General features: G+C 54.7%; 17 protein-coding genes. 15 read left to right on the top strand and 2 right to left on the bottom strand.

Annotation, left to right across the window (positions count from 1 at the left end):
- Positions 1-29 precede the first annotated feature (29 nt).
- The 15 genes from QWY76_RS06055 (at position 30) to QWY76_RS05985 (ending at position 20,250) form a co-directional block, all read left to right on the top strand.
- Positions 30-503, top strand: coding sequence for a peptidase M14 (locus QWY76_RS06055; protein ID WP_290310211.1), 474 nt, complete (start codon positions 30-32; stop codon positions 501-503).
- A gap of 318 nt (positions 504-821) precedes the next feature.
- Entirely contained in the window at positions 822-5,186 is a 4,365-nt protein-coding gene (locus QWY76_RS06050; RefSeq protein WP_290310210.1) for an NACHT domain-containing protein, read from the top strand.
- Between the two features lie 225 nt (positions 5,187-5,411).
- Positions 5,412-6,032, top strand: coding sequence for a DUF1294 domain-containing protein (locus QWY76_RS06045; protein WP_290310209.1), 621 nt, complete (start codon positions 5,412-5,414; stop codon positions 6,030-6,032).
- Positions 6,033-6,237: 205 nt separating this feature from the next.
- Positions 6,238-7,011, top strand: a complete 774-nt coding sequence (locus QWY76_RS06040) for a nuclease-related domain-containing protein (RefSeq protein WP_290310208.1) — start codon at positions 6,238-6,240, stop codon at positions 7,009-7,011.
- A gap of 242 nt (positions 7,012-7,253) precedes the next feature.
- Positions 7,254-7,805, top strand: a complete 552-nt coding sequence (locus QWY76_RS06035; protein WP_290310207.1) for a DUF6988 family protein — start codon at positions 7,254-7,256, stop codon at positions 7,803-7,805.
- Between the two features lie 133 nt (positions 7,806-7,938).
- On the top strand, positions 7,939-8,136 hold the full coding sequence (locus QWY76_RS06030; RefSeq protein WP_290310206.1) for a hypothetical protein: 198 nt from the start codon (positions 7,939-7,941) through the stop codon (positions 8,134-8,136).
- Positions 8,137-8,193: 57 nt separating this feature from the next.
- Positions 8,194-8,586: a hypothetical protein gene (locus QWY76_RS06025; RefSeq protein ID WP_290310205.1), complete on the top strand. Its 393-nt coding sequence runs from the start codon at positions 8,194-8,196 to the stop codon at positions 8,584-8,586.
- 66 nt (positions 8,587-8,652) lie between these two features.
- Complete coding sequence (locus QWY76_RS06020; RefSeq protein WP_290310204.1) at positions 8,653-9,129, top strand: hypothetical protein; 477 nt, start codon at positions 8,653-8,655, stop codon at positions 9,127-9,129.
- Positions 9,130-9,521: 392 nt separating this feature from the next.
- Entirely contained in the window at positions 9,522-10,106 is a 585-nt protein-coding gene (locus tag QWY76_RS06015) for an HNH endonuclease (RefSeq protein ID WP_290310202.1), read from the top strand.
- Between the two features lie 810 nt (positions 10,107-10,916).
- Complete coding sequence (locus QWY76_RS06010) at positions 10,917-11,366, top strand: LexA family protein (protein WP_290310201.1); 450 nt, start codon at positions 10,917-10,919, stop codon at positions 11,364-11,366.
- Entirely contained in the window at positions 11,363-12,637 is a 1,275-nt protein-coding gene (locus QWY76_RS06005) for a Y-family DNA polymerase (RefSeq protein WP_290310200.1), read from the top strand. The genes QWY76_RS06010 and QWY76_RS06005 overlap by 4 nt, the downstream gene beginning before the upstream one ends.
- 192 nt (positions 12,638-12,829) lie before the next feature.
- Positions 12,830-12,994 (top strand): hypothetical protein, encoded by a 165-nt coding sequence (locus QWY76_RS06000; protein ID WP_290310199.1) that lies wholly within the window; start codon positions 12,830-12,832, stop codon positions 12,992-12,994.
- Positions 12,995-13,681: 687 nt separating this feature from the next.
- Complete coding sequence (locus QWY76_RS05995) at positions 13,682-15,163, top strand: P-loop NTPase family protein (RefSeq protein WP_290310198.1); 1,482 nt, start codon at positions 13,682-13,684, stop codon at positions 15,161-15,163.
- Between the two features lie 106 nt (positions 15,164-15,269).
- Positions 15,270-18,416 carry an SNF2-related protein gene (locus QWY76_RS05990; protein ID WP_290310197.1) on the top strand — a complete coding sequence of 1,049 codons (3,147 nt, stop codon included), beginning with the start codon at positions 15,270-15,272 and terminating at the stop codon, positions 18,414-18,416.
- A 16-nt stretch (positions 18,417-18,432) separates the two neighbouring features.
- The gene (locus QWY76_RS05985; RefSeq protein ID WP_290310196.1) at positions 18,433-20,250 is read left to right on the top strand and encodes a hypothetical protein; all 1,818 of its coding nucleotides are present in this window, start codon (positions 18,433-18,435) and stop codon (positions 20,248-20,250) included.
- A gap of 353 nt (positions 20,251-20,603) precedes the next feature.
- Here QWY76_RS05985 and QWY76_RS05980 read toward each other — a convergent pair whose 3' ends face one another.
- Positions 20,604-21,014, bottom strand: a complete 411-nt coding sequence (locus tag QWY76_RS05980) for a hypothetical protein (RefSeq protein WP_290310195.1) — start codon at positions 21,012-21,014, stop codon at positions 20,604-20,606.
- A 583-nt stretch (positions 21,015-21,597) separates the two neighbouring features.
- Positions 21,598-23,091 (bottom strand): glycoside hydrolase family 32 protein, encoded by a 1,494-nt coding sequence (locus tag QWY76_RS05975; RefSeq protein ID WP_290310194.1) that lies wholly within the window; start codon positions 23,089-23,091, stop codon positions 21,598-21,600.
- Positions 23,092-23,239: the final 148 nt, after the last annotated feature.

The following is a 23,239-nucleotide window of genomic DNA, read 5'->3' as shown; positions in this document are numbered from 1 at the left end:
TCTGTTTCTCTAAAGCATCGGATGCCGCGATGGAATTAACATGGTTACAAGTTATTGATACGGCGGTTAAAATCGGCCTTGGAGCTTTGATTTCAGGCGGAGCCACCTTTTTTACGCTCATAAAAAGCCAACAACATGAAGATCGAAAGGAAGCGAAGGCGAATTTTTATAGGCTGCAGGAAGAGAAGAAAACAAAATACGTTGATCTGTTGGCCAAGTCACAAGAGCTGATTCAGCAGCATCTTTATAGTACTTGCGCTCCCGGTTCTGATTCCTACGGCGACTATCTCCGTGCATTTAATGAAGTCCAGATAATTTCAAGTGATCCCATACGAGTGGCAGCATTCAACATGGTCTCTGACGTTCAGGCATTCATTTTCCTGAACAAAAATAATCAGGAATTAGAGTTGGTTGACAGAATGGTTGCGTCTGCCCGGGAAAAAGTATCTGTTTTCCAAAAGGTAGCCCAGCAAGAAGTGACCAAACCCTATGAAAAAACATAACAAGTCATTGCAGTTCGTTCCGGCCATAACGGGACTCCACCGGACGGCCTTTTCTCCGCTTCGCTACGCAAAGGCCGCCGCTGAATATTGGCGTTACATGAGGACTCACCGAAAGTCCGCTTCTGGCCGAGTGAGGAACTTTAGTCTATGCTGATGGGGGTGCTGGGGCAGTTGATGACCCAAACTTGGCACTCGACTTGTTGAAAAGTTAGGTTTCGATATTGAGTCCGCACCGGCAACTTGATCCTATACAGCACGATCCGTTAGCTTGTTAAATTCCGGTTAGTTACAGCGAATCCGTGTAACCGTACATACATAATGGCGAAACGCAAGAATAGAGACGATTTCACTGAGAGGACCAGGCTACAGATCGCGAAGCGGGCTGGCTGGCTGTGCTCGTTTCCAACGTGTCGCACGCCGACGGTCGGTGCAACGTCGGACGGCGAAGGCGAAATCAACATCGGCACGGCGGCCCACATCTGTGCGGCTGCGCCCGGCGGCCCACGCTACGATGAGACTATGTCACCAGAGGAGCGCTCTTCCGCGAGGAACGGCATCTGGATGTGCCGCGATCACGGCAAGGCGATCGACTCCACCGATCCGGAATTCACTATCGGGCAGCTCCGCGAATGGAAGAGACAGGCGGAAATCGAGTCATGGCGTCGCGTGCTGCGTAACGAAGTGCCGCGTGGGCCAGCGGTTGCCGGAGACACCCAGTTGGCGGCACGTATTCGGACCGCCGCAGAAGCAGATCTCAAGGTCTTCCAACAGACCGTGAAATGGCCATCCACGTCAGTTGCTCTCACGTTGGAAGTAGATGGGTTTGATGACCCAGTGACGACAAACGCGCTCGCGAGGGCGGTCACGTCGCTGGATGATCTGATCCTCGTTGCCGGGCCCGGCATGGGCAAGACCACGACACTCTTCCAGATCGCCGAAGGCATGCTGGCCAGCAGCAAGGACATGCCCATCGTCGTGCCACTCGGCGATTGGGCGACGGAAGGTGCGACGGTTCTGGAGTCGGTCCTCAAGCGTCAGGCGTTCCGTGGAATCTCGGAAGATGACTTTCGCAAGGCTGCCGTCCAGCACGGAATCGTGCTGCTACTCGACGGCTGGAACGAGCTGGACACGCAATCGCGGGCCCGTGCGCGCGTGCAGGTCTCCAGGCTCAAGGCGGAGTTACCGGAACTCGGCCTCGTCGTGTCGACGCGTAGGCAAGTCCTCGACATTCCTTTCGGAGGAACACGCGTCGATCTCCTGCCGCTCAACGAAGAGCAGCAAATGCAGATCGCTGTCGCCATGCGCAGCGACGCAGGTGCGAAGGTTTTGGATCAGGCTTGGCGCACGGCGGGCGTGCGCGAGCTTGTGACGACTCCCCTCTATCTGACATCGCTACTATTGCTCCCTGAACACGCCCCGTTCCCGACGACCAAGGAGGAGGTGTTGGGGCACTTCGTGTCTGCGCACGAGAAGGACGCGAGCCGCGCGGAAGCGCTGTGCGCCACTGTGCAAGACTTACAGCAGGACTATCTCGACGGTCTCGCCGTCTTCGCCACGCAGACGGCAAACACGGCCATCGCCGAGAGTAATGCGCGGCGATCGATCTTCATGACGGAAACTCTTCTGGCCGATAACGGGCAGATCACGATCAAGCCACAGCCCGACGCGGTGCTCGATGTGCTCGTCAGCAACCACGTGCTGACGCGTATGGGCGACACGCCCGGCTACTCGTTCCAGCACCAGCAGTTTCAGGAATGGTACGCCTCTCATTCGGCCGAGCGCCGGATCATCACCGAGATCGACGATCCTAAAGCGCGTGAGACACTGAAGGCGGAGGTGTTCAACCTCCCCGCATGGGAGGAAGCCATCCTCTTTGCTGTCGAGCGTCTGACACGCGGCGACATGCACCAGCGTACCGCGTGTGGCAGGGCGATCAACGCCGCGTTCGAGGTGGATCCCATCCTCGCCGCCGAGATGATCTTCCGTTCCACTGAAGAAGTGTGGACGCAGATTGCTGCGACCATTCAAGGACTCGTGGCGCGCTGGCACGCGCCCGGAAAAGTGGATCGCGCTTTCCGCTTCATGCTGACGTCGGGCCGACCCGAATTCCTCGATGCGGTCTGGCCGCTCATTACCGACGAAAACAAGCAGATCAGCCTCAACGCACTGCGCAATTGCCGACGGTTCAGACCGTCGATCCTTGGAAAAGACGCCAAGAAGAAGATCAGGTCCTTGTCTCCGAATGCGCGAATTATCGTACTGAGCGAGATAGCCTCGCACAGCGGCATGGATGGCCTCGATCTTGCGACTGCGATTGCTATGAACGACCCTGACCCTGAGGTGCAGGCCTCAGTTGTCGATGCGCTAGCATTCCGGCGCGCGGACCGCCATGTTGCCGATGTGTTGCGAGAGGCGGGCGACAAAACTTTCGACCTGATCGCGAGCAAGGGCCTCGTCGATGAGGTGACGGACGAATTGGTCAGAAAAGGACTCGTGGCGGCGCAAGAGCGGCAGGAGGTGGAAAAAACGTCGGCCGCTGATCGGTTGCGTGTGATTGTGTACTCGCGGAGCACTGAGGACCACAGCGCCGAGCTGTCCAACATCATCAGCACGATGGAAATCGAACAGAGGCAAGACGCCAGGGTACAACTCATCTATGAAGCGCGCAGCCGTTATCCGTGTGCGGTCGTGGACGGCCTCCTGGCGCGCGTACGCGCGGGCCGCTCACTGTTCTATGGCGCGGACGATATTCTGGCGTCCGCCGGGTTCACTCTGGAAGATGAAGCGCTGCTTCAACTGGCGCTGGCTAATCCCACCTGCCATGACGATCGCGCGGTAGCTGCCGCCTCAGTGCTTGGGCCGGAGGCCGTCGGCCGCTTGGTTGACGCGTTGCTCGACGTTGGATCGCGTCTGCGAGTAGGCGACAAATACGATCGCGCAGCAGGTGAAACTTACAGAGGGATGGAAACCCGCATCGCACATGTGCCGGGTCCAAGCCTCGTTGCCGCGGTACTTGCGAGCTCGACGCAGGCGGACAACGGAGGGATAGTGCGCTTGGCGGATCTGCTCTCACGCCATCCCGACGGCGCGACCGATCGCGGCAGGTCCTTCGACGCGGATTCGGTTCGGGCTATTCAGAGCCTAGTCGAAGACTGGGGCAACCGCCTGCTCGCTTCGGGCGACGCGAAGCGCTGGCAGAAGGCCCATATCGCTACGCTTGCGAGCCGCGTCCCGTCGGTGAAGCTGTTACCCCTTTTGAAGCGGCTGCTTGACGACAATCTTGAGCGCTACAGAGCTTTCCGGAAAGAGGCCGAGGCCGCCAGATGGCGGCCGTGCAAGGCCGTGAACGAGGCTCGTTGGCCATTGACTCATGAATATCAGCGCGCCTTCCTGGCGATCAAAGCGTCGGAAACAGCCGCAATAATGCAAGAGTATCTAACGGACGAGCATTTTGGTGCGCTCGCCGCACGGGTGCTTACCGATCAATGGAGAACCGTGAACGAACCACCGACAGAAAAGCACATTCTCGGTGGCATTGACTTCTCGGGTGTGAAGGAGAAACGCACGGCTCGCGCTATCAATCCTGACGAGACTTCGGCGGAAGCGGAAGTGATATTCTCCGCGATCGAACCGCTGATCGTGGAAGGCGTCACGGACGAGCAGAAGAAACTCGCCGTCGAACTTGGCATCGTCGCCTCGCAGCTGCCGCACGGAAGGTGCGATAGCACCATCCGTAAGCTCATCACCATCGCGTCGAGGCGAGCACGCGCCGATCTACTCCTCAGCCTTGTACTTTCTGGCGAGGATATCGACACGAAGGCTGTGACCGATGGCATTGCCGAGACCTTCGAGGCGGCCAAGACTGAGACTTGGATAATGACGCAAAGTGAGGGCTATGAGCTCAAAGCGTGGTTGCGCCTCTTGCCGTTCGTGAACCGCCCCGCAGAGGCTTTGGCCGTCGTTCACGGCATGCCCCCTGCGCAACGTGAACCTCGCTTCTTGGAGGAAATGGTAGGGGCCTTCGCCGATTCACCTTTGGAACAAGCTGAAGATGTCTTGTTCAAGCTGGCCGAAGAAGATGCGCGCTTCTATGCGAGCCACCGATGGCGAGCGACCGCCTTCCGGCTTGGGACAAGGTCTTCAGCGCGTCGTATCCTCGATCTGACCGCCCAGGGCGCCTTTGAAGACAAGTCACTGGATAATTGGCACCTGGCAAGGGAGCTCGGGAGCCTGCTTGATGCTCACCCCGATTTGCGGGCTCATGTGTACGGCCTGTTGAAGGACGGGCCGACCTCGCCCGGAATTGCGACGCTTGCCCGCGTCGTCGCTGAAACCCCCGACGAAGAGGGGCTGCTCTTGCTGGTCAGATTTGAGAACGATCACAAGCGTTCCTTTATCGGCTGGCGAACCATGGAAAGAGTCATCACCGAACACGTACCGTCCGAAAGTTGGGAAGGCGCGTACAACGTCGTGCCGGTCCCTGTTGCCGAACTTCGCCGGAAGCTACTCGCGATGGCCACAGATGGTAGCGGGTCGGAAGTCGCTGCTCGCTGTCTGAATCAAATTGACTTGATCAGGGATGAATACGGATTGCCCGAAGCCGAGCCTCGTCATCCCGATCTTGTATCTGGAAAGTCGTGGCCGATCATGATCCCTGACCCCCATATGAATGAAGCAGAGTAAATCATAGAGCGAACGCTGTCGGGACGTTTCGTGATTGGCTTGGAGCGATAACTCAGAAGCATCAGCAAAGTCTGTTATTGGCCGAATGGGGAGTGTTAACCTATGCTGATGGGGTGGCTACAGAAGCTGACGACCCAAAGCTGACATGTCGGAAAATGCTGCTGGCACGTTCATCCAATCATAGGCTGGGCAGTCTAATCACTGTAAGCCCTTTCGGAATTCGGTATGCGCTCTCAAGGAAAGATAACAAATTGGAAGGATGACAAAGGCTTCGGGTTCATCACCCCGAGTGGTGGTGGACAGCAAGTCTTCGTTCACATTAAGTCGTTTCTAAATCGACAACGAAGGCCCGTCGGAAACGAAATCGTGACCTATGAACTCAGGGCCGATGCCAAGGGGCGAGCGCGAGCTGAGCAGGTTGCGTTCGCCGGCGAGCATCCGCCTTTGTCGGCTACTTCATCTGGACGTGGCAATGTCTCACTCTTATGGGCCGCCGTCTTTCTCATCTTTGTAGCCGTGTCGGCCTTTGCCGGTAAGTTGCCGTTTTCCGTCCTTGGGCTTTATGTCATTGCTAGTACCGTTACGTTTGTTGCCTACGCACTCGACAAGTCAGCCGCAAGAAACGATAGATGGCGAACCCAAGAGAGCACCTTGCACTTTTTCTCGCTGGCAGGTGGTTGGCCAGGTGCTTTAGTTGGACAAAAGCTGCTTCGTCATAAATCCAAGAAACCGTCTTTTCAAGTCGTATTTTGGGCTACTGTGATTTTTAATTGCGGTGCTCTTGGCTGGCTATTATCTTCTCCGGCAGGTGCTGCGGCGCTTCGTTCCATTCTTGGTGCGACGTGAGGGCAAACCATGCCATCAACACGGACAGAAAACGTTAAGCTTTGTCCGAAAAGTCAGCGAGCGATGGCCAAGCAAGGAAAAAATCGGCAAAAATACGGAGTTTACGCGGTGTAAATTAGGTCTTTGATCCGATCTTTAACGCCGTATGGGCGACTCAGGCACTTTTCAGGACAAAGCGTAATCACTGTATAGGTGACAGAAGACCATGGATTCCTCACTGATCATCAATGAAGCCATTAGGATGTTGTGGTGGCTGATTCCCGTGCTCATTCTAATTGGCTTCCTCAAGTCCCCATGGTTCAAGGGTATTGTCGGAGAAACCTTGGTCAAGATAGTGGCCAAGTTCCGGTTGCCAGCAGAGACTTACTATCAAGTCCATAACGTCACGCTTCCAACACCTGACGGTACAACCCAGATCGACCATATCTTTGTCTCCCGATTCGGTATTTTCGTCGTGGAAACGAAAAACATGAAAGGGTGGATCTTCGGTAGCGAGAAGCAGGCACAATGGACTCAGAAAGTGTATCGGAAATCATTCAGATTTCAGAATCCACTGCGTCAGAATTACAAGCACGCTAAAGCCTTGGAAGCCGCGCTTGATGTTCCCTCGGACGCCATCCACTCGGTTGTAGTTTTTACTGGAAACTCTACATTCAAGTCCAAGATGCCAGCCAACGTCACAATCGGTGGCGGTTACGTCAATTATATTAAATCGTTCCGTGAGGCAGTGCTGTCGGAGGCTCAGGTTCAGGATGCGTTAGAACAGATCCAAACTGGTCGGCTTGCACCCTCTCGCGAGACGCATCGCCAACATGTGGCGCAGCTCAAGGCTCGCTCTGGCCCTAGCGCTGAACGGAAATGTCCGAAGTGCGGAAGCAGCATGGTGTTGCGCACTGCGAAACGAGGCGAAAGTGCTGGGAAGCAGTTCTGGGGGTGCTCAGCGTATCCACAATGTAGGGTGATGCAGAATGTCATCTGACATGGAGGTGCATGGGAGATTCGACCGTTCTCGACCCGAAGCAGACAAGTTCAAAGGGCAGCAAGATCGTTCGTCGGTGTTATGCAGCGGTATGATGATTAGTGATAAGTTGTCAAGAAATGTTTGATTCCCATGTATTTAGGTTGGTTAGGGGCGTGAAACATTACATTGTTGAACGCGCGAGCGCGTTCATCCAATTTCAGAGCGTGCGGCTTAATACTTGTTAGAACTACGAGCTACGTATGGACCTTGAATCAGCAATATCCGACGCCAATCAGCGAGCGAGAGATTTACATGCGCTTCGTCTCAAAAATGATGATCGAAGTCGCATCGCGGCGTCATTGTTCGCAATTGCCCAGCAGCACCAAAGTGCAATTCTTATACTCCTAAGCAACAAAACTCCGGTGGAAGCCACGGCGTTTTCTTTGCTCCGCCTGTTGCTAGAGACCACAGTTAGGGGTGTGTGGACATCGCATTGTGCAACGGAGGAACAAGTGAAAAATATAATTGGAGGAACGCAGCGACAAATTGACATAGCAACTATTTTTACCTCTGTAGAGCGCGCGCTCAGCGAGAGCGCTGGGCGTGATGTCAAGGCAAAATCTCTATACGAAAAACATTGGAAACCGTTGTCTGCCTATACACATGGGTACGAGCAACAAGTACAGCGATGGCTAGTCGCCAAAGACATTGGGCCAAACTATTCGGAGGATGAGGTCGAGGAGCTAATTTGTCGCTCCGACCTTGTCGCTAATTTAGCCTTTGCATGTACAAGATCATTAGCATTGGAGTAGAGCCAATGAGTTCTAACCAGGCGGTTAACCGGACCGCTTTTCTACTGCGCCTTTGACTCCGCTCCAAAGCGATCAGTTACCTCAGTGTTAGGCACAGTTAAATTCAGCCTCTTCGGTCATGTAAGGAGCGAACGTGACAACTCTTCTCGATAGAATTGTTGAATTACGTAACAATGCAAATGTCTACGCCGACGAACTTCATGAGGCTTGGAAAAAGCTAAACGAAAGCAAAAGCCCTACTCTGCAAGATTTAGAGCAATGGCTAGAAGTTGGAAAGCGCTTTTGTTCTGCGCAAGATGCATTTGAGGAGAAGCTACCCTCTTTTCTTTAAAGTGGTCTCAATGCCTAGCCCTAACGTAGGTGCCCTAGCCATAAAGGAGAAAGGTAAATGAGTGATCGCAGTTATGAAGAGGCGGCCGACGAATTTGAAGAGCTGAATTTCTTCCAGTCCGTCTCTCGGTTTTCACATTGCTTTTCTGAGCTATCGCTTGGCGAACTCATGGCAATGGGTGGGCGGTTCCTAGAGCTAGCTCATGGAGACGCTGAGGTCGAAGACGAACGGGAAACGTCCCGGTTCCTTGCCGCAGCGATCGAAGAAGTCATCGTGTTTCGTCTGCGGGGCAACGAAGATGGCCTTCAGAAATATCTTGCGGCGAAGCAGGCCCATCTGGAGTACCTACAGCAGAACATACCCCATGCATCAGACCGTGACACCGCTAGCCCCAAGCCCTCCTCGTCCACCAAAAGGGGGCTTTTTGCTTGGTTTGGTGGCCGGCGGTGAACCTCTATGCGGTCAGACGGGTGCCTAATTCAAACGTTATACGGTCACAAAGAGGAAGTGAATGACATGCTAATCGTGCACAAAGATAAAATCCTGGAGTGGGCCGTAGTAGTTCTATTGCTTGGTGGTGTCTTATATGCAGCCACGACGGCCTGGAAAAATAAATCTCGGCTTACGATAGTCGGAGAAGACGTAAAGAGCATTAAGCGATCAATGATTAGCCTCCTGCTCGAAGATGACCCGGGCAAAAGTGGTATAGCAAAAGATCTGGTCGGGAGCACGCAATTTCTCAAGGGGATCGAGAGTTTCAAGGCTGAAGCCTTTGAAGCCGCATACCATAATTGGGAAATGGCAGCAGAAGTGGGTGATCGGGATGCAGTATATGCGATTGCGGTGGCAAACGAATCCTTGCGTGAAAAAATAGCGAACCCGGAAACCTCCGAGCCACAAAGAGAGGAGCTTCAACGAGTCCTAGAAAGCGCCCCCGAAGTAGAAGTGGAATCCGGCGTATACATGCTCCGTGCTAATGAGAGCGAGCAATAGCCACATGTATAACACCGCTATCCAGCCGGCGCTCATACCTCGCGCGGTTGATAGCCATCGCTATACATATACATCAGAAAAAAACTCAATGGCCGCTTCTGGCCGAATGCGGAATTTTAGCCTACGCTTATGGCTTGATCTCGGCAGGTGACGATACATGGCGGTAATGCTGGTAAAGAATGTATGCGCGTTCATTCGTTATCGGAGCTAGCCGTCTAATGTCTGTTGAACTGGGAGAATTGGGTTGCGTCCCCGATTTCCTTTGCTCCTTTAAAATTGCAAAAGGAAAGGCGGGTGCTTGTCAAGAAATTATGTCCCCTATCGTGTGTGAGACGTAACAGTACATTTAATGAGGTGCTGCGTTACAATGTGGTTTAATTAAGGGGTTAGCAATGACTAAACCAAGATCCCCATCGGTTGAAGAGCTAGAAATAGGGATGGAGCGCTATCGCTCCGGTGATCGGCCGTGGCAGTTCAAACCTTCTGATTGGCACATCGCAGCAGATGATGGAGGGCTCTATCCACTTAAGTATACATTCGGACTTGCGATCAACGAGAAGCCATCGAAGTACACGACCAACCAGATTAAGGCCGCAATCAAGAATCTATCGGTTCCGGTTGTATGTCTTAAGAGCGAATCAGGTATGGTCGCAGGTTTTGATGCACAAGTTGCTGAAGCTCGTCGTGATTCAGCCGGAAGAAAAGCACGCTTGCAACAGGCTTCAGGAAGCCCGGAAAGAACGTGGGTCGCTACATCAGTATTTATTCGGAATCCTGACGTAGTAGCGGAGGTGCTTGAAAATGCTAATGGGGTTTGTGGAAGTTGCAAAAAACCGGCGCCGTTCTTGCGCGCGAAAGATGGATCTCCGTACCTAGAGGTACACCATAAACAGACACTAGCGGATGGCGGCCTTGATACTGTGGAAAACGCAATCGCGTTATGTCCAAACTGCCATCGTCGAGCGCACTATGGCTAACATGAGAATGCGTCCGCTCCCCTTCCCCGACGCCTTCGGCTTCGCTACAAATGGGCGGCAGCTGGCGGGAGTTATATCAATGCTAATTGAACGTCCGCTTCGGCCGAATTCGGAATGTTAGCAAATTCTTACTTAATGAATTTATTAGCCTTGATCCAACACAGAAGTCCCAGCAAAATCTGCATGTGCATTTATCGGGAATTAGGCTACTGAGGCTTGCTTAATATCCTGAATTTAGACAATAAGCGTAGCGCTTTGGAGCAGCAAGTTGACCTCCAAGGCCGCCTACATCGTCGCACCGATATCGCCGGCCTCGCCGGTGTCGACTACCTCCGCGTCATTGCCTGGTGCGAGGGCGAGACCGGCATGACCTCCCCCGAGCAGTAGGTGATCGAGAGAACGATCGCCGAAGGCCGGCTGGTAGACCTCACCGAGCTCCAGGGCTCACCGACGTCGGAACGCATCCGAGACTCGTGCGAGACCGCCGGCATTACCATGGCTCGCGCAGCCGCCCTGGTGCGCAGCCACACAGTGGGCGCCGCTGGGAGACTGCCGACCGGCCCATGCCCTCGTCCTATGGGTGCTGTGGTGCTACACGCTCCGCGCCCCCCTTCCGCTGTCCCCCTTCCGCTGTCCCCTCCCCTTGCCGATTACCCCTCATCTCTCCGATACTGTATAAACAGCCAGCATTAATAGCACGGGGAGAGACACCATGGCCAAGAGTCCCAAGGCGCCGGCGACACCGACCAGCTACCAACGGCTGGGAGACGGCGGAGGACGACTGCGCCGGAGCGCCGAGGAGGTGCTGACATGAGCCTGGCGGTGGAGATACTCGGCCGGGTCGACGAGGCGGCGGTACCGGTCAAGCTGCCGCTGGCCGCCGATGCGGTGCGCACCGGGTTTCCGAGCCCGGCGGACGACTACCTGGAGCGCGATCTCGATCTCGTCGAACACCTGATCCCCCACCCCAGCGCGACCTACTATGTGCGCGGTAAGGGCGACTCGATGCAGGGCCTGGGCATCTACGACAACGACCTGCTGATCGTCGATCGCTCCCTGGAGCCCCGCCCGGGGCACGTGCTGATCGTCAGCGTGGACGGCGAGATGACTTGCAAGCAGCTCGGTCGCATCGGCAGCCGGCCCTACCTGCTGGCCGCCAACGATGCCTACCCACCCATCCCCCTACACGGGCACGACTGCGAGGTGTGGGGCGTAGTCACCCACAACGTGCACGCCCTGGTGCCGGGGAGCAGCCAGTGATCGCGCTCGCCGACTGCAATAATTTCTACGTCGCGTGCGAGCGGGTCTTCAATCCGCGGTTGCGCGGGCGCCCGGTCGGCGTGCTCTCCAACAACGACGGCTGTGTGGTGGCACGCAGCCAGGAGATCAAGGCGCTGGGCGTCGGCATGGGCACTCCGGCCCACGAGATCCCTCCGCTGGTCCGCCGGCGGTGCACCCTGCTGAGCTCCAACTACGCCCTCTACGGCGACATGAGCCGGCGCGTCACCGCGGTCTATCGACAGCACACGCCCCACGTCGAGGTCTACTCGATCGACGAGAGCTTCTTGGGCTGGCACGGTTTCGCCCCGGAAACCCTCGAGAGCCGCTGCCAGGCGATGAGGGCCCAGGTGTCGCGGGACACCGGCATCCCGATCAGCGTGGGCTTGAGCACCAGCAAGGTGCTGGCCAAGCTGGCTAACCACCTGGCGAAGCGGGAACCGGCCCATGAGGGCGTGGCCACCCTGTCCCCCGACAGTCAGATCACCCGCCACCTGCTCGAGCAGCTGCCGGTGACCGAGCTATGGGGCGTCGCCGGACGCATGGCGCTGCGCTTGCTGCCGCTGGGCATCGAGACAGCCTGGGATCTGCGATGCGCCGACCCCAAGCGGATTCGGAGGCAGACGTCGGTAGTGATGGAGCGCATCGTCTGGGAGCTACGCGGCCAGGACTGTATCCCGCTCGACGACATGAGCCAGCCCAAGAAGCAGATCATGACCAGCCGCTCATTCGGCCACCTCACCAATGACCTGGGTGACCTGCGTGAGGCGGTGCGCACCCACGCCAGCCGGGGTGCCGAGAAGCTGCGGCGTCAGCAGAGCCTGGCCCGGGCGGTGCTGGTGTTCGTGCGCACAAACCCCTTCCGGAATGATCTGCGGCAGCACTCGGAGAGCGTCATCGTTGCCCTGCCCAAGGCCACCGACGACAGTCGGCTGATCGTGCACGCCGCCGCCCGCGGCCTCGAGGCCCTCCACCGCCAGGGCTTCTTATATCAAAAGGCAGGGGTGATGCTGATGGACCTCTGCGATCGCGCCAGCGAACAGCTCGACCTGATGGCCGGTCCCGAGGACGACGCCCAGCGGCAGCGACGCGACCGGCTGATGGCCACCCTGGACAAGCTGAACCGCGAGCACGGCCGAGGCACGGTCTCGATCGGGCTGTCCCGGGCCGGCAGCGCATGGCACCTGCGCTGCGCCAACCGCTCGCCTCGCTACACCACTCGCTGGGACGAGCTGCCCGTCGTCAGACTGTGACGCCAGTGCTTGACGGCGATCCCTTACACAGATCGGCGCGTTCGTTCACAGCCTGAGCTGATCGTAGTCGTTACCCTGCGCAGGTCTCCCCACGGTGTACGCATCATGCGAAGCTGTGTCTTCACTTTTCGATCGACGGAGGTCGAGCTGTGACTCACGCGAGACCCGGTCACAAGGGAGTGGCTCGCGACCATGAATTGGCATCTGGACGAGTCGCCAGCTCCGAAGCCGCATCCGATGCCTCCACTGGCCGCCACGCTCGACGAGCACGTGGCTTGGGACTGCGCCCTGGACTGGGCGAGCCACAAGATCGACGACGCTTGGTTGTCCATCACGGAGGCTCACGTCGACGTATGACGAACAAGAGAAGCCCCGGCTCGTGGCCGGGGCAACGCAAGGTACCACATGATTTACGGACCCGATGAGAACTGGTGGCTGTCCATAGCCGTAGGCTCTCCCTGCTCTTGGACGCTGATTACACACCCGATGGGGGTTGGGGACATGCTGCGCGTCACACCTCTACCCTAACTGCTGCGCTTCCCACCTGGTATGCGACATCGCGGCGTCCCGCTGTAGGAAATCGCCTACCCTAGGCGTCGGCCGGCTCGATCAGAGCGGGGTCGACAAAGGTAGGTCGCTTGACGCGCGGGCTCACCGCCCGGTGCCTCAACACCTCGGCATCCCAGTGCCGCACCACCTGGCACCGCCTCGCGATCGGTCAGGTGCGAATCGAGCCAGGACCCCAGGCTATCGGCATTCGGGGGCAACGGCATCTGGCAAGCGACACCAGAAAGTGCCTCCCCCTGCCCTGGCTATGAAATGCCTGGCCAAGGATAGGGACGAACTGCTGGCGTTCTATGACTTCCAGGCAGAGCTGGCATTACTGTCCCATACTACAAACAGACACCATCTTCACATTTTGTTACACCAAGGTTGATTTGAACACTTGACAGGAAAGTGCACAGGGATGCAGGGACGCACGAATGAATGCCAAGAGCATGTCCCTCGAAGGGAAATCGCCGCTCGCAGCACATCGGGGGAAGCATGGATCAACTGCAGCAGTTAGCACCGGGCCTGCGGCTGGAGATCCACGATGCCGAGTGGCGCCTCATTCGAATGGATCAATCGAACGACGGCGGCTATCTGCTCCGTTGTAGCGGGCTCTCAAAGTTGGTGCTTGGCCGCGAGGCCCGATTCCTCAGCCGGCTGGATGACCAGATCCGTATTCTCGACACGGCTACCACTGGAGTGGTCGATGCCCTCCCCCAAGGCTACCGCGCCGGCCAGCTCAACCTAGCCACTCAGCTGCGCGACACCGCAAGCGCTGACGAATGCATCCATCTCGGCCACCACGCCGCAATGGACACTCTCCCATTCCAGCTCCAGCCCACCCATCAAGCACTGGGCCAGCCATTGGCACGAACCCTGATCGCGGAGGCCGTGGACGTGGGCAACACTCTGGATCTTCGCGACCAGGCCGGTGTTTTCCCCGTTCTCGGGATCACCCGACATCGTGCGCCGGCCAGCCCCGAGCAGGAGCATGCCTTCGGCGAGTTGATGAGTGATTGCTTTCATACCCTGGACGGCAGACCCGCCGCCTGCCTCTCAACCAAAGAGAATCGCCTGACAAGGCTGCAGACGCAGGAGCGCAGCCCCGAGCGAGACGCCGACATTTCCAGCCTCGAAGGTCTGGCCTTGGTAGTGCGGGCGGTCACCCACGAACACTTCGGAAAGTATCAGGCCCCTCTCGAGCTCCTTGGCCGAATGGCCGGCCAGGGTAAACTGGACTGGGGCCTGGACAGCGACGGCCGGCTGGTGATCTTCACCGAGAGCCTGGTCACTCTAACGTTCCTTGAGGAACACTTCCCCAATGATGCCGGCCTCAGCGCCAAACAGGTCGGCGTGCTACGCGGCATCGATCTCGACCGCGACATCATGGCCACCGTGGAAGCCTTCAACCGAGGCGACAACCAACTGCGTCAGCAGCTCTGGTCCGACTTAGCCACCGAAAGCATCAACCTGCACCACCCCGACCATCGACTGGTGCACTGCGATATTCCCTGTTCGCTGTTGGTTCTCCGGCAGCGCATCGACCGTCACGGCCGAAGCCAGTCACCGCAATTCTGCCACCTCCTCACCGAGTCACAGCCTCCCAAGGTACACAGCGACCAGCGTGTACTCGAGGTACTGATCGACAAGGGCGACCAGGCCAGCTGCAACATCGGCGCCCCCTCTGAGTTCAGCAGCGGTCGCACCCAAGAAGAGCAGGAGGCCCTAGTGATAGTGGTGCTGGAACGCGACGACGGCTCAAACGACTTAGCCAGTTTGCTCGACGACCCGCTCGCGCACAGCGAGGCACCGCTGGAGACCTTCATCTCTGAAGTCCCTCCCGCCATAGGCCTGGCTTCGCTGCCCCCCCAGCCACTGCGACCCTATCCAAGCCCTCTTGCCTGGCCCCGCGCCGCCGACGAGCTGGGCCTGGCCATGTGTGACCAGAAACAAAAGAGGAAGCGTGGGCATTTTTGAAGAGGACCGAACATGAGCCGTCTCACCACTCCGTAACAGCTGTAACTGTTGTTTATATTATGAGCATAAGAAAATCGGCTTGAAGACTAATGAGTATAGGTGACTTATGGAATGGCCATCACAAGACATAATGCCGGGGGGGAAAGTCAGGCTCAAGGCAAATCCTTCCCGAGTTGGCATTGTCGGGAGAGAGCTGGATGGTCAGGGTAGAAGGCAGCGGGTCTTGGTTACCTTTATGGATGGAGCTGAAGAATTTATAATTTTTTCAGCTCTAGAGCCCGCAAACTCTAAAGCCTTAAAGCCCTATGACCTGTTTAGACAGGGAAAATTTGGAACTAGCGACCAGCTAAGGCGGTCAATGACCTTCCACAGACTGAGTGGTAGATTGAGCAACATTATCTATAGCCTTAATACCACTAACACCCAGTTTATGGCATATCAATTTAAGCCCGTTATCAATTTACTCGACTCTCCAAGCAATGGCATCATCATCGCTGATGAAGTGGGCCTGGGAAAAACGATCGAAGCTGGGTTGATATGGACAGAGCTGAAGGCAAGAGTTGATGCCAAACGTCTTCTTGTACTCTGCCCAGCGGCATTGACAGAAAAGTGGAAGTTCGAACTTCTCGAAAGATTTGGGGTAAGGTCTGACATTGTCAACGCTGACTCATTACTGAAAACCTTACAGTCATCTGCCAGAAACCCTTATGAAGAATTTGCTGTGATAGGCAGCATTCAAGGCTTACGCCCTCCGAGGGACTACGAAAGCTCCGATAACAAATTAGCTACAGGAAAGTTAGCCCTATTCATGGAGAGTGCGGCTACCGATAATCCCCTCCTCGATCTTGTGATTATTGATGAGGCTCACTACCTGAGGAACGAGGGGACACAGACTCATAAGCTAGGCCGACTCTTCAGGGCAATCGCTGAAAGCCTTATCATGCTATCGGCAACACCAATTCAGTTGCGTAGCCGCGACTTGTTCAACCTTCTAAATTTGCTGGATGAAGGCTCATTTCCGTATAAATCATCATTCGATGAGGCCCTTGAAGCCAACAAACCACTGGTAAAGCTGAGAAGTCTTATACTTTCTGGAAAGGCCTCTCCTGAAGATTACCATGAGTTGATTCGAGAGGCTAAAAACTCACCCATATTCAACAAAAGCAAACAGTTAGAGCATTTGTCATCCTGTTCGCCAAAAGGTCAGGAACTCCAATCCCCCACCTTCATATCGCAAATTACCTTTGACCTTGAAAAGGTAAACCCTCTTAGCAAAGTTCTAACTCGCACACTGAAAAGAGATGTACAGACAGACAGAACACGACGGTACCCGACGGCTATAAGAGTAAATATGACACCCGTGGAAAAGCAGTTTTATAACCTTGTTACAGAAGAGGTTAGAGATTACTGTATAGGCCACGGACTTTCGACAGGTTTTATCTTAACTACGCCACAACGGCAAATGTCAAGCTGTATAGCAGCTGCTTGCAAGAGATGGCATGATGTAGGATATGGCGTCGATAAACTTATTGAAAAGGACGATTATGTAGTTTCAGACACAACTTACAGAGACGACAAGGAGAGATGCAGCAGTCAAGGCGATAGTATTGGGAATCTTGTACAACGCCTAGTGGAGATATCGAGAGATGTTGGCGACTATCCTTTGCTGGAAAAGCAGGATTCAAAATTCTTTGAACTTCATGGAAATTTGGAACAATACTGGAGAGACAACCCAGACAGCAAGGTAGTGCTATTTGCTTTCTTTAAAGGAACTCTTTCTTATATCCACGATAGACTTAAAGAAAAAGGAATAAGATCAATAGTTCTCCACGGCGGGATGAATAAAAATGAAGAGCTTACTAGATTCAAAGAAGATCATGATATCAAGATTCTTCTTTCCTCGGAAGTAGCTTCAGAGGGTGTAGACCTGCAGTTTTCAAGCCTGCTTATTAACTATGATCTCCCTTGGAATCCTATGCGGATTGAGCAGAGAATTGGTCGAATTGATCGAATCGGTCAGACCAAAGAAAGAATTTTGATCTGGAATTTCGTATATGCAGACACAATCGATGAACGCATTTATGATAGGCTTCTGAATCGATTGAATGTTTTCGAGGGATCTTTGGGAGAGTTGGAACTGATATTGGGAGAAGTGACCAACCAGATCACAAGGGAAATATTTACACATAAATTAAGCAAATTAGAGGAGGAGGATAAGATTGAGCGCGCAAGAGTGGCTATCGAAAGAAACAAAATAGATCAAGAGCTTCTCGAGAAAGAGGCCAACCACCTCATCGCTCATGGCGACTTCATTCAAAAGCAAGTTAACTCAGCAAAAGAAGTAGGAAGATTCATCAGGGGCGAAGATCTTTATTCCTATATTAGGGACTATTTGTCCTCACACCATGAGGGCTCGCGGCTTGTATCATTAGAAAACGAACCCAACAAATATCATTGTGAGTTATCGGTAGATGCCAAGGCCAACTTCAACGAATATCTTCGGCAAAATCACCTTCTAGGAAAAACCAGAATCCTAGCAAATTCACCGCCTCCCTTGCTGTTTGATAATCAACACATGGAGAGTTCGCCTCGCTTTGAACGCATCACACAGGAACATCCTCTCGTCAGATTTATCACACAAAATATCTCAAAACTTGATGCAGATAACAGGCCCTATACAGTAAATGCCATACAAGTAAGATCATACAAAGAGCCTGATATAAAAGAGGGAATTTTTGCATTCTCTATACACATGTGCTCAGTCTCTGGCGCCTTGGATATAGAAAGGATGGAGTACGCTGTGGCTAGAATTGGAACCGACCATGTACTCTCTCCTGATGAATCAGAAATGATCATCAGTAAAGCAGCAATGAACGGCGATGACTGGCTATCGGCCGGAAATGAGATTGATCTAGCTACTGCTGCTGATGCATTTGAACTTTGCCGGGAAGTTGCAGAAGATAGGCTGAATACTTATCAACATAGCATGCAGCGGCAGAATGACGACAGAATAAACCTAATGGTGAATTCTATTGAAAGGAGAAGAACCATTGAAATAGGAAGAATAGAACAAACCATAGCAACACTATCCTCTTCATCTGACAATAAAAAGCATCGAATGATACCTGCCAACAAGGCCAGACTTGAAAAGCTCCATCATTCTTTTGACAAGAAGATTTCAGAAGTAAGGCTGAAATCCAAGATCGAGCCAAGAACGCTTTTTGTTTCTAGCGGTGTAATCAAAGTCTTTTGATACCAGAGGACTGAAGATGATAAACAAAACAATGAAGCTAGCATTGATGAAAGCAGGGATAAAGAAGGCTGAAGATAGGCAAGAGCGCGGAAATAACATCAGAAAGCCCTTTAATAATAACAAGAGAAAGGAAAAACAAAATGCAAACCTATTTGACCGCAGCGATAAAACAAACGAAAGGAGGAGGAGTGGACCTGGAAAACACCACAACACTCCCAGCACCTTACTAGAAAGTGAAAACAAGAAATTTGGTTACCGGCCAGTTGGGAGAATATCTAAAGATATAGACGAGGGGATAAAAAGAGTCGACCTTGGCATTTATGATGGTGTTGGGACGAGGAGAAAACATACCATCAAAGACGCAGAAGAAGAAAACAATCCTAAACTAACACCCAGAGGCGAGATCTCCCTTACCATCGACAATCAAGACAATGTACACATTTATGATCTAATTAAACTCCCTAGCACCGGAATAAACTTCCAACCTCGAGATGCTTTTAAAAGCAAAGGTGATCATGAATTAATAATTGGATTGGACTTTGGAACTTCATATGTGAAAGCCGTTGTTGGTGATAGGGTATTAGACAAGGCATTTGCAGTCCCATTTTTATCTGCACCGGGTATAAAGGCATATCTACTTCCCAGCAATTTATACAAGAACTCAAGGGGAGAGTACTCACTCCATCCGGATGAAGTGAAAATAGATGACATAAAAACAAAAATCATCGACAATAACTACCATGATGATAGAGAGTTAATTGAGCATGCTGTGGCCTTCATTTCACTTGTACTCAGAAGGATTCGCGCATGGTTCCTAGATCATAATGCCGACATCTACTCAGGATATTCGTTGTTATGGCGTCTTGCTATAGGAATTCCTTCAGCGCACAAAGACGAAAAGTCCGCTTTCTATGATCTACTGTCTACTGCTGCTTGGATTCTCTCAACTTCAAATGTGATAAAAATTCGTTCAGAGCATGTGTCCTCATCCATATTTAGGGCCAAGCAGGTTCTGGATGGTGCACATGCAGAGGAACATGAGGATATTGTAGTTGCATCCCTCCCAGAAATTGCTGCTCAAATACATGGCTACGTGCTTTCTGACAGCTTTGACCCAAAAGCCGATAATATTTACTTAATGGTTGATGTGGGCGCCGGAACAGTAGATGCCTCATTGTTTAGAGTGAAAGTGGCGAAAGGGAGAGACAACTTCTCCTTTTTCACTACTTCAGTTGAAAATAACGGCGTCTACAATCTTCATTATGAGCGTCTCTCATGGTGGCAGTACTGGCTAAGTAACATTTTGCCACCGGACAGTCATATCCTTAAAGATCTACAAAGGCATTTTAATAGCAGGCCCTCCTTAGAGAAGGCGCCTGAGTCTTTCAAAGCTTACGTCGACAATGTTAGCGTTACTTCACTTTGCGAGAAGAGCGACCCGGATGTGTACTTTTATCGGAAGCGTTTACTTCCACAAGTCCGTGCTAGGGCATTCTATAGGGCCCAAAAAACTTACGGGATTCCTGTGCGTCAGTTAAACGGCATCCCGCTCTTTCTCTGCGGAGGCGGAAGCCGAATGCGTTATTATAATAGACTGAAGAATGACTTGGAAAGCTTTCCGAGCATATCGTGGCTCAAAGCATATCCAAGATCGCTACGACGACCGAATAACCTGATTGCTGTCGGTGTTCCCAAGGCACATTACGACCGGCTTTCCGTCGCCTATGGACTCAGCTTGATTGAGCCTGGAAAGTTCTCATATGTGATTCCTGAACCAGAGGTTAATGTCAGCGAGGTCAATGATAGCTGGAAAGATAGATACATTGAAAAGTAGACTTCCCAGGCAATGTGGCAGTTCCTTGAAGCAATTGATATCCTGCGACAACGTAACGCACGCTGCGCATTGCAGTATGAGAGCTGATCGAGAGAATCGGCATCCCGGTCGTCGCCTAGATAGCATCTCTCCTAGCCGGCCATGAACGGTCCGTACGCAACTACCGGATTCTCAACTGACGGGTACGAGTCCTGCGAATGCCGCAGCCTGCCAGACAGCTATGACGGGATTTATGCAGCGTTTTCCTAAAGGAACTAACAAACACAACGACGGGGCGAGCTCTGCCTCGGGCAGCGCTCGCCCCGACATATCGTTGGATATAGCCGTTGCGGGGGCTCTTTCTACAACCCATTCTACGAATTTTTCGGCATCATCTCTGGGTGCTCTTTGAAGTACTTAACTAAAAACTGAAGAGCAGCCTGTATTGCCCGCTCATCAGCCACCAGAGGATTTTCCGCAGAATCATGCGGAAAGTCCTGCGGCTGTGGCAAGTAGTTCTTGATGTTTTCCTGCTGGTTGTCCCAGTCATCAAGCAGAGCCTGTGCGTGCTCGCCCACCACTTCAAGTGCACCGTTCAAGCCAGCCCAGGGATCAACGGAGTCCGTGTCGCCGGACAGGTCAGTATCGTCAGCGGTATACGGGATCTTCGGTGCGCCAGGTAGCCGAACTGCGTTGGCGACGGTCTTGAGGCCGTTGACGATGTCACCGAACGAGATGTTCTCGACACTACCCATTTCGTCGGTGATTGAGGAATCGTTGCTCATGAATTCTTCCTCCTTTAAAAAAACCTTATATAAAGATCGCCAAGTTATTGAAAAAACAACCTAAAATGCGACGAAATGCTAATCTAAATGAGAAGTAGCAGTATTCTCACCAGACATGGATCATGCTGCACGTCACACCTCTACCCTAACTGCTGCGCTTCCCACCTGGTATGCGACATCGCGGCGTCCCGCTGTAGGAAATCGCCTACCCTAGGCGTCGGCCGGCTCGATCAGAGCGGGGTCGACAAGGGTAGGTCGCTTGACACGCGGGCTCACCGTCCCGTGCCTCAACACCTCGGCATCCCAGTGCCGCACCACCTGGCACCGCCTCGCGATCGGTCAGGTGCGAATCGAGCCAGGACCCCAGGCTATCGGCATTCGGGGTCAGCGGCATGCGTGGGTGGATCTCCTTCGCCACCCCTCGCGCCGGCTCGATAAGGTTCGCACAGCCCGGCTTCCCATCCACTCGCTCGGCCCAGATCCCGCTCACCACAACGGCTCGCCACCGGTGCGGGTGATGAGAAGCGGCGGGACATCCCCGCAGCTGAGTCAACGATCCGCTCGCGAACCGGGACTCGGATCCTCAAAGACGGTGGTAGCGAGCGTCGATAACGCGGCAGGCGCCGGCCTCCACGCGCAGCACCACCGGCCGCTGGTCCGGGTCGGCGAAGCTGAGGTGCGTCAGCGACAGGCGCCCGCCGTCGAGGAACAGCTCGAGGGAGCCGTGATCGATCAACCACTCCAGCGTGACGGCACCGCCGGTCGGCAGCTCGCGGCCGAGGCGATGGGGATAATGCCGATCGAAGGCCGCGTCGCCGTTCCGGCCATCACGCCGGTGTTCGAGATGCAGGCGGGCACCGTCGTGGCTCAGTCGCAGCGAAAACTGTCGGCCCTGTTGCAGGTCCAGTGCGATGACAGTGTCCGGCCGCAGCTCGAGGGCGAGTCGCCCGTGAGCCGTGGCACTGCCCGCCTCGACCAACCGATGTTCCCCGGGACCGAACTCGCTCGGGACGGTCGCTACCGGCACCGACCGGCGCTCGCTCGAACCCAGGAGTTCGACGGCGAAGGTCTGGCGCATTCGGATACCCTCCGGTGTCCCCACCAGCGACAGCTCCCGGGGGAAGCTCATGGCCCCCCGCCAGCCGGACTCCGGAATCTGGTTGGCGTAGAGCCAGTTGTTCAGCCAGGCGATGGCCAGCCGCCGGCCATCCTCGGCGGGCAGGTCCGACCAGCTCTGCACGGCATAGAAGTCGCGCCCTTCGTCCATCAGCAGCACGCGCTCGGCGGGATTCTCGTTGTGGAAGCGTTCGCCGTCGAAGTCACCGACGAAGTACTGGGTGAAGGAGCCAAAATCGTCCTGTTCGCCGGCGCAGACGCCCACCACCAGCACCCAGCGCGTTGCCGGCGCATCTTCCGCCGCGCCCTCCACGGGCAGTTCGAAGAGATCGGGGCACTCCCAGGGGCCGTCGGTATGCGCCCCCTGCCCCTCGCCGAAGGTGCTGGCCAGCCGCCAGCTCAGCAGGTCGTCGGAAACATGCAACTGGATCGCCTGACCACAGGCCAGCGCCATCACCCAGCGCCGGCTGGGGGCATGCCAGATCACCTTGGGGTCGCGGAAGTCCTTGAACCCGGGCGAAGCGATGACGGGGTTGCCGGCATACTTCTGCCAGCTGCGTCCACGATCTTGGCTGTAGGCCAGGCACTGCTCCTGAACATAGTCCGCGGGATCGTCCTCCGCCTGGCGATGCACGGTATAGAAGGCCAGCAGGCCCGGCCGGCCGCCGAACAGGCCGCTGGTATCGTGCCAGTCGACGATGGCGCTGCCCGAGAAGCACATGCCGGCCTCGTCCGGGATCAGCGCCAGCGGCAGGTGTTCCCAGTGCACCAGGTCGCGGCTCACCGCATGCCCCCAGTGCATGGGTCCCCAGACCCGGTCATGCGGGTAGTACTGGTAGAAGAGGTGATACTCGCCGGCGAAGCAGACGAGACCGTTGGGGTCGTTCATCCAGCCCTCGGGCGGGGTGAAGTGCAGAACCGGTCGCTGGGCCCGCAAGGGCTCGGCATTCGTGGCGGTCATAATCCGTCCTTTTGTCACTAAGCTAGATGAGCCCCCTGGCCATGCGGACCGGGAGGCGTGGGGCGACGCAGGCGGAAGCGATAGACAACGTTTCATTCGTCTGCGGGCCCTGCCCCAGGGTCTTGAGCCGTGATCAGATGCCGGCGGC

Source organism: Halomonas maura, assembly GCF_030409305.1.
GTDB classification, from domain to species: Bacteria; Pseudomonadota; Gammaproteobacteria; order Pseudomonadales; family Halomonadaceae; genus Halomonas; species Halomonas maura.
Note: the sequence above shows the minus strand (reverse complement) of the source record. Positions and strands in the feature narration are given on the sequence as shown.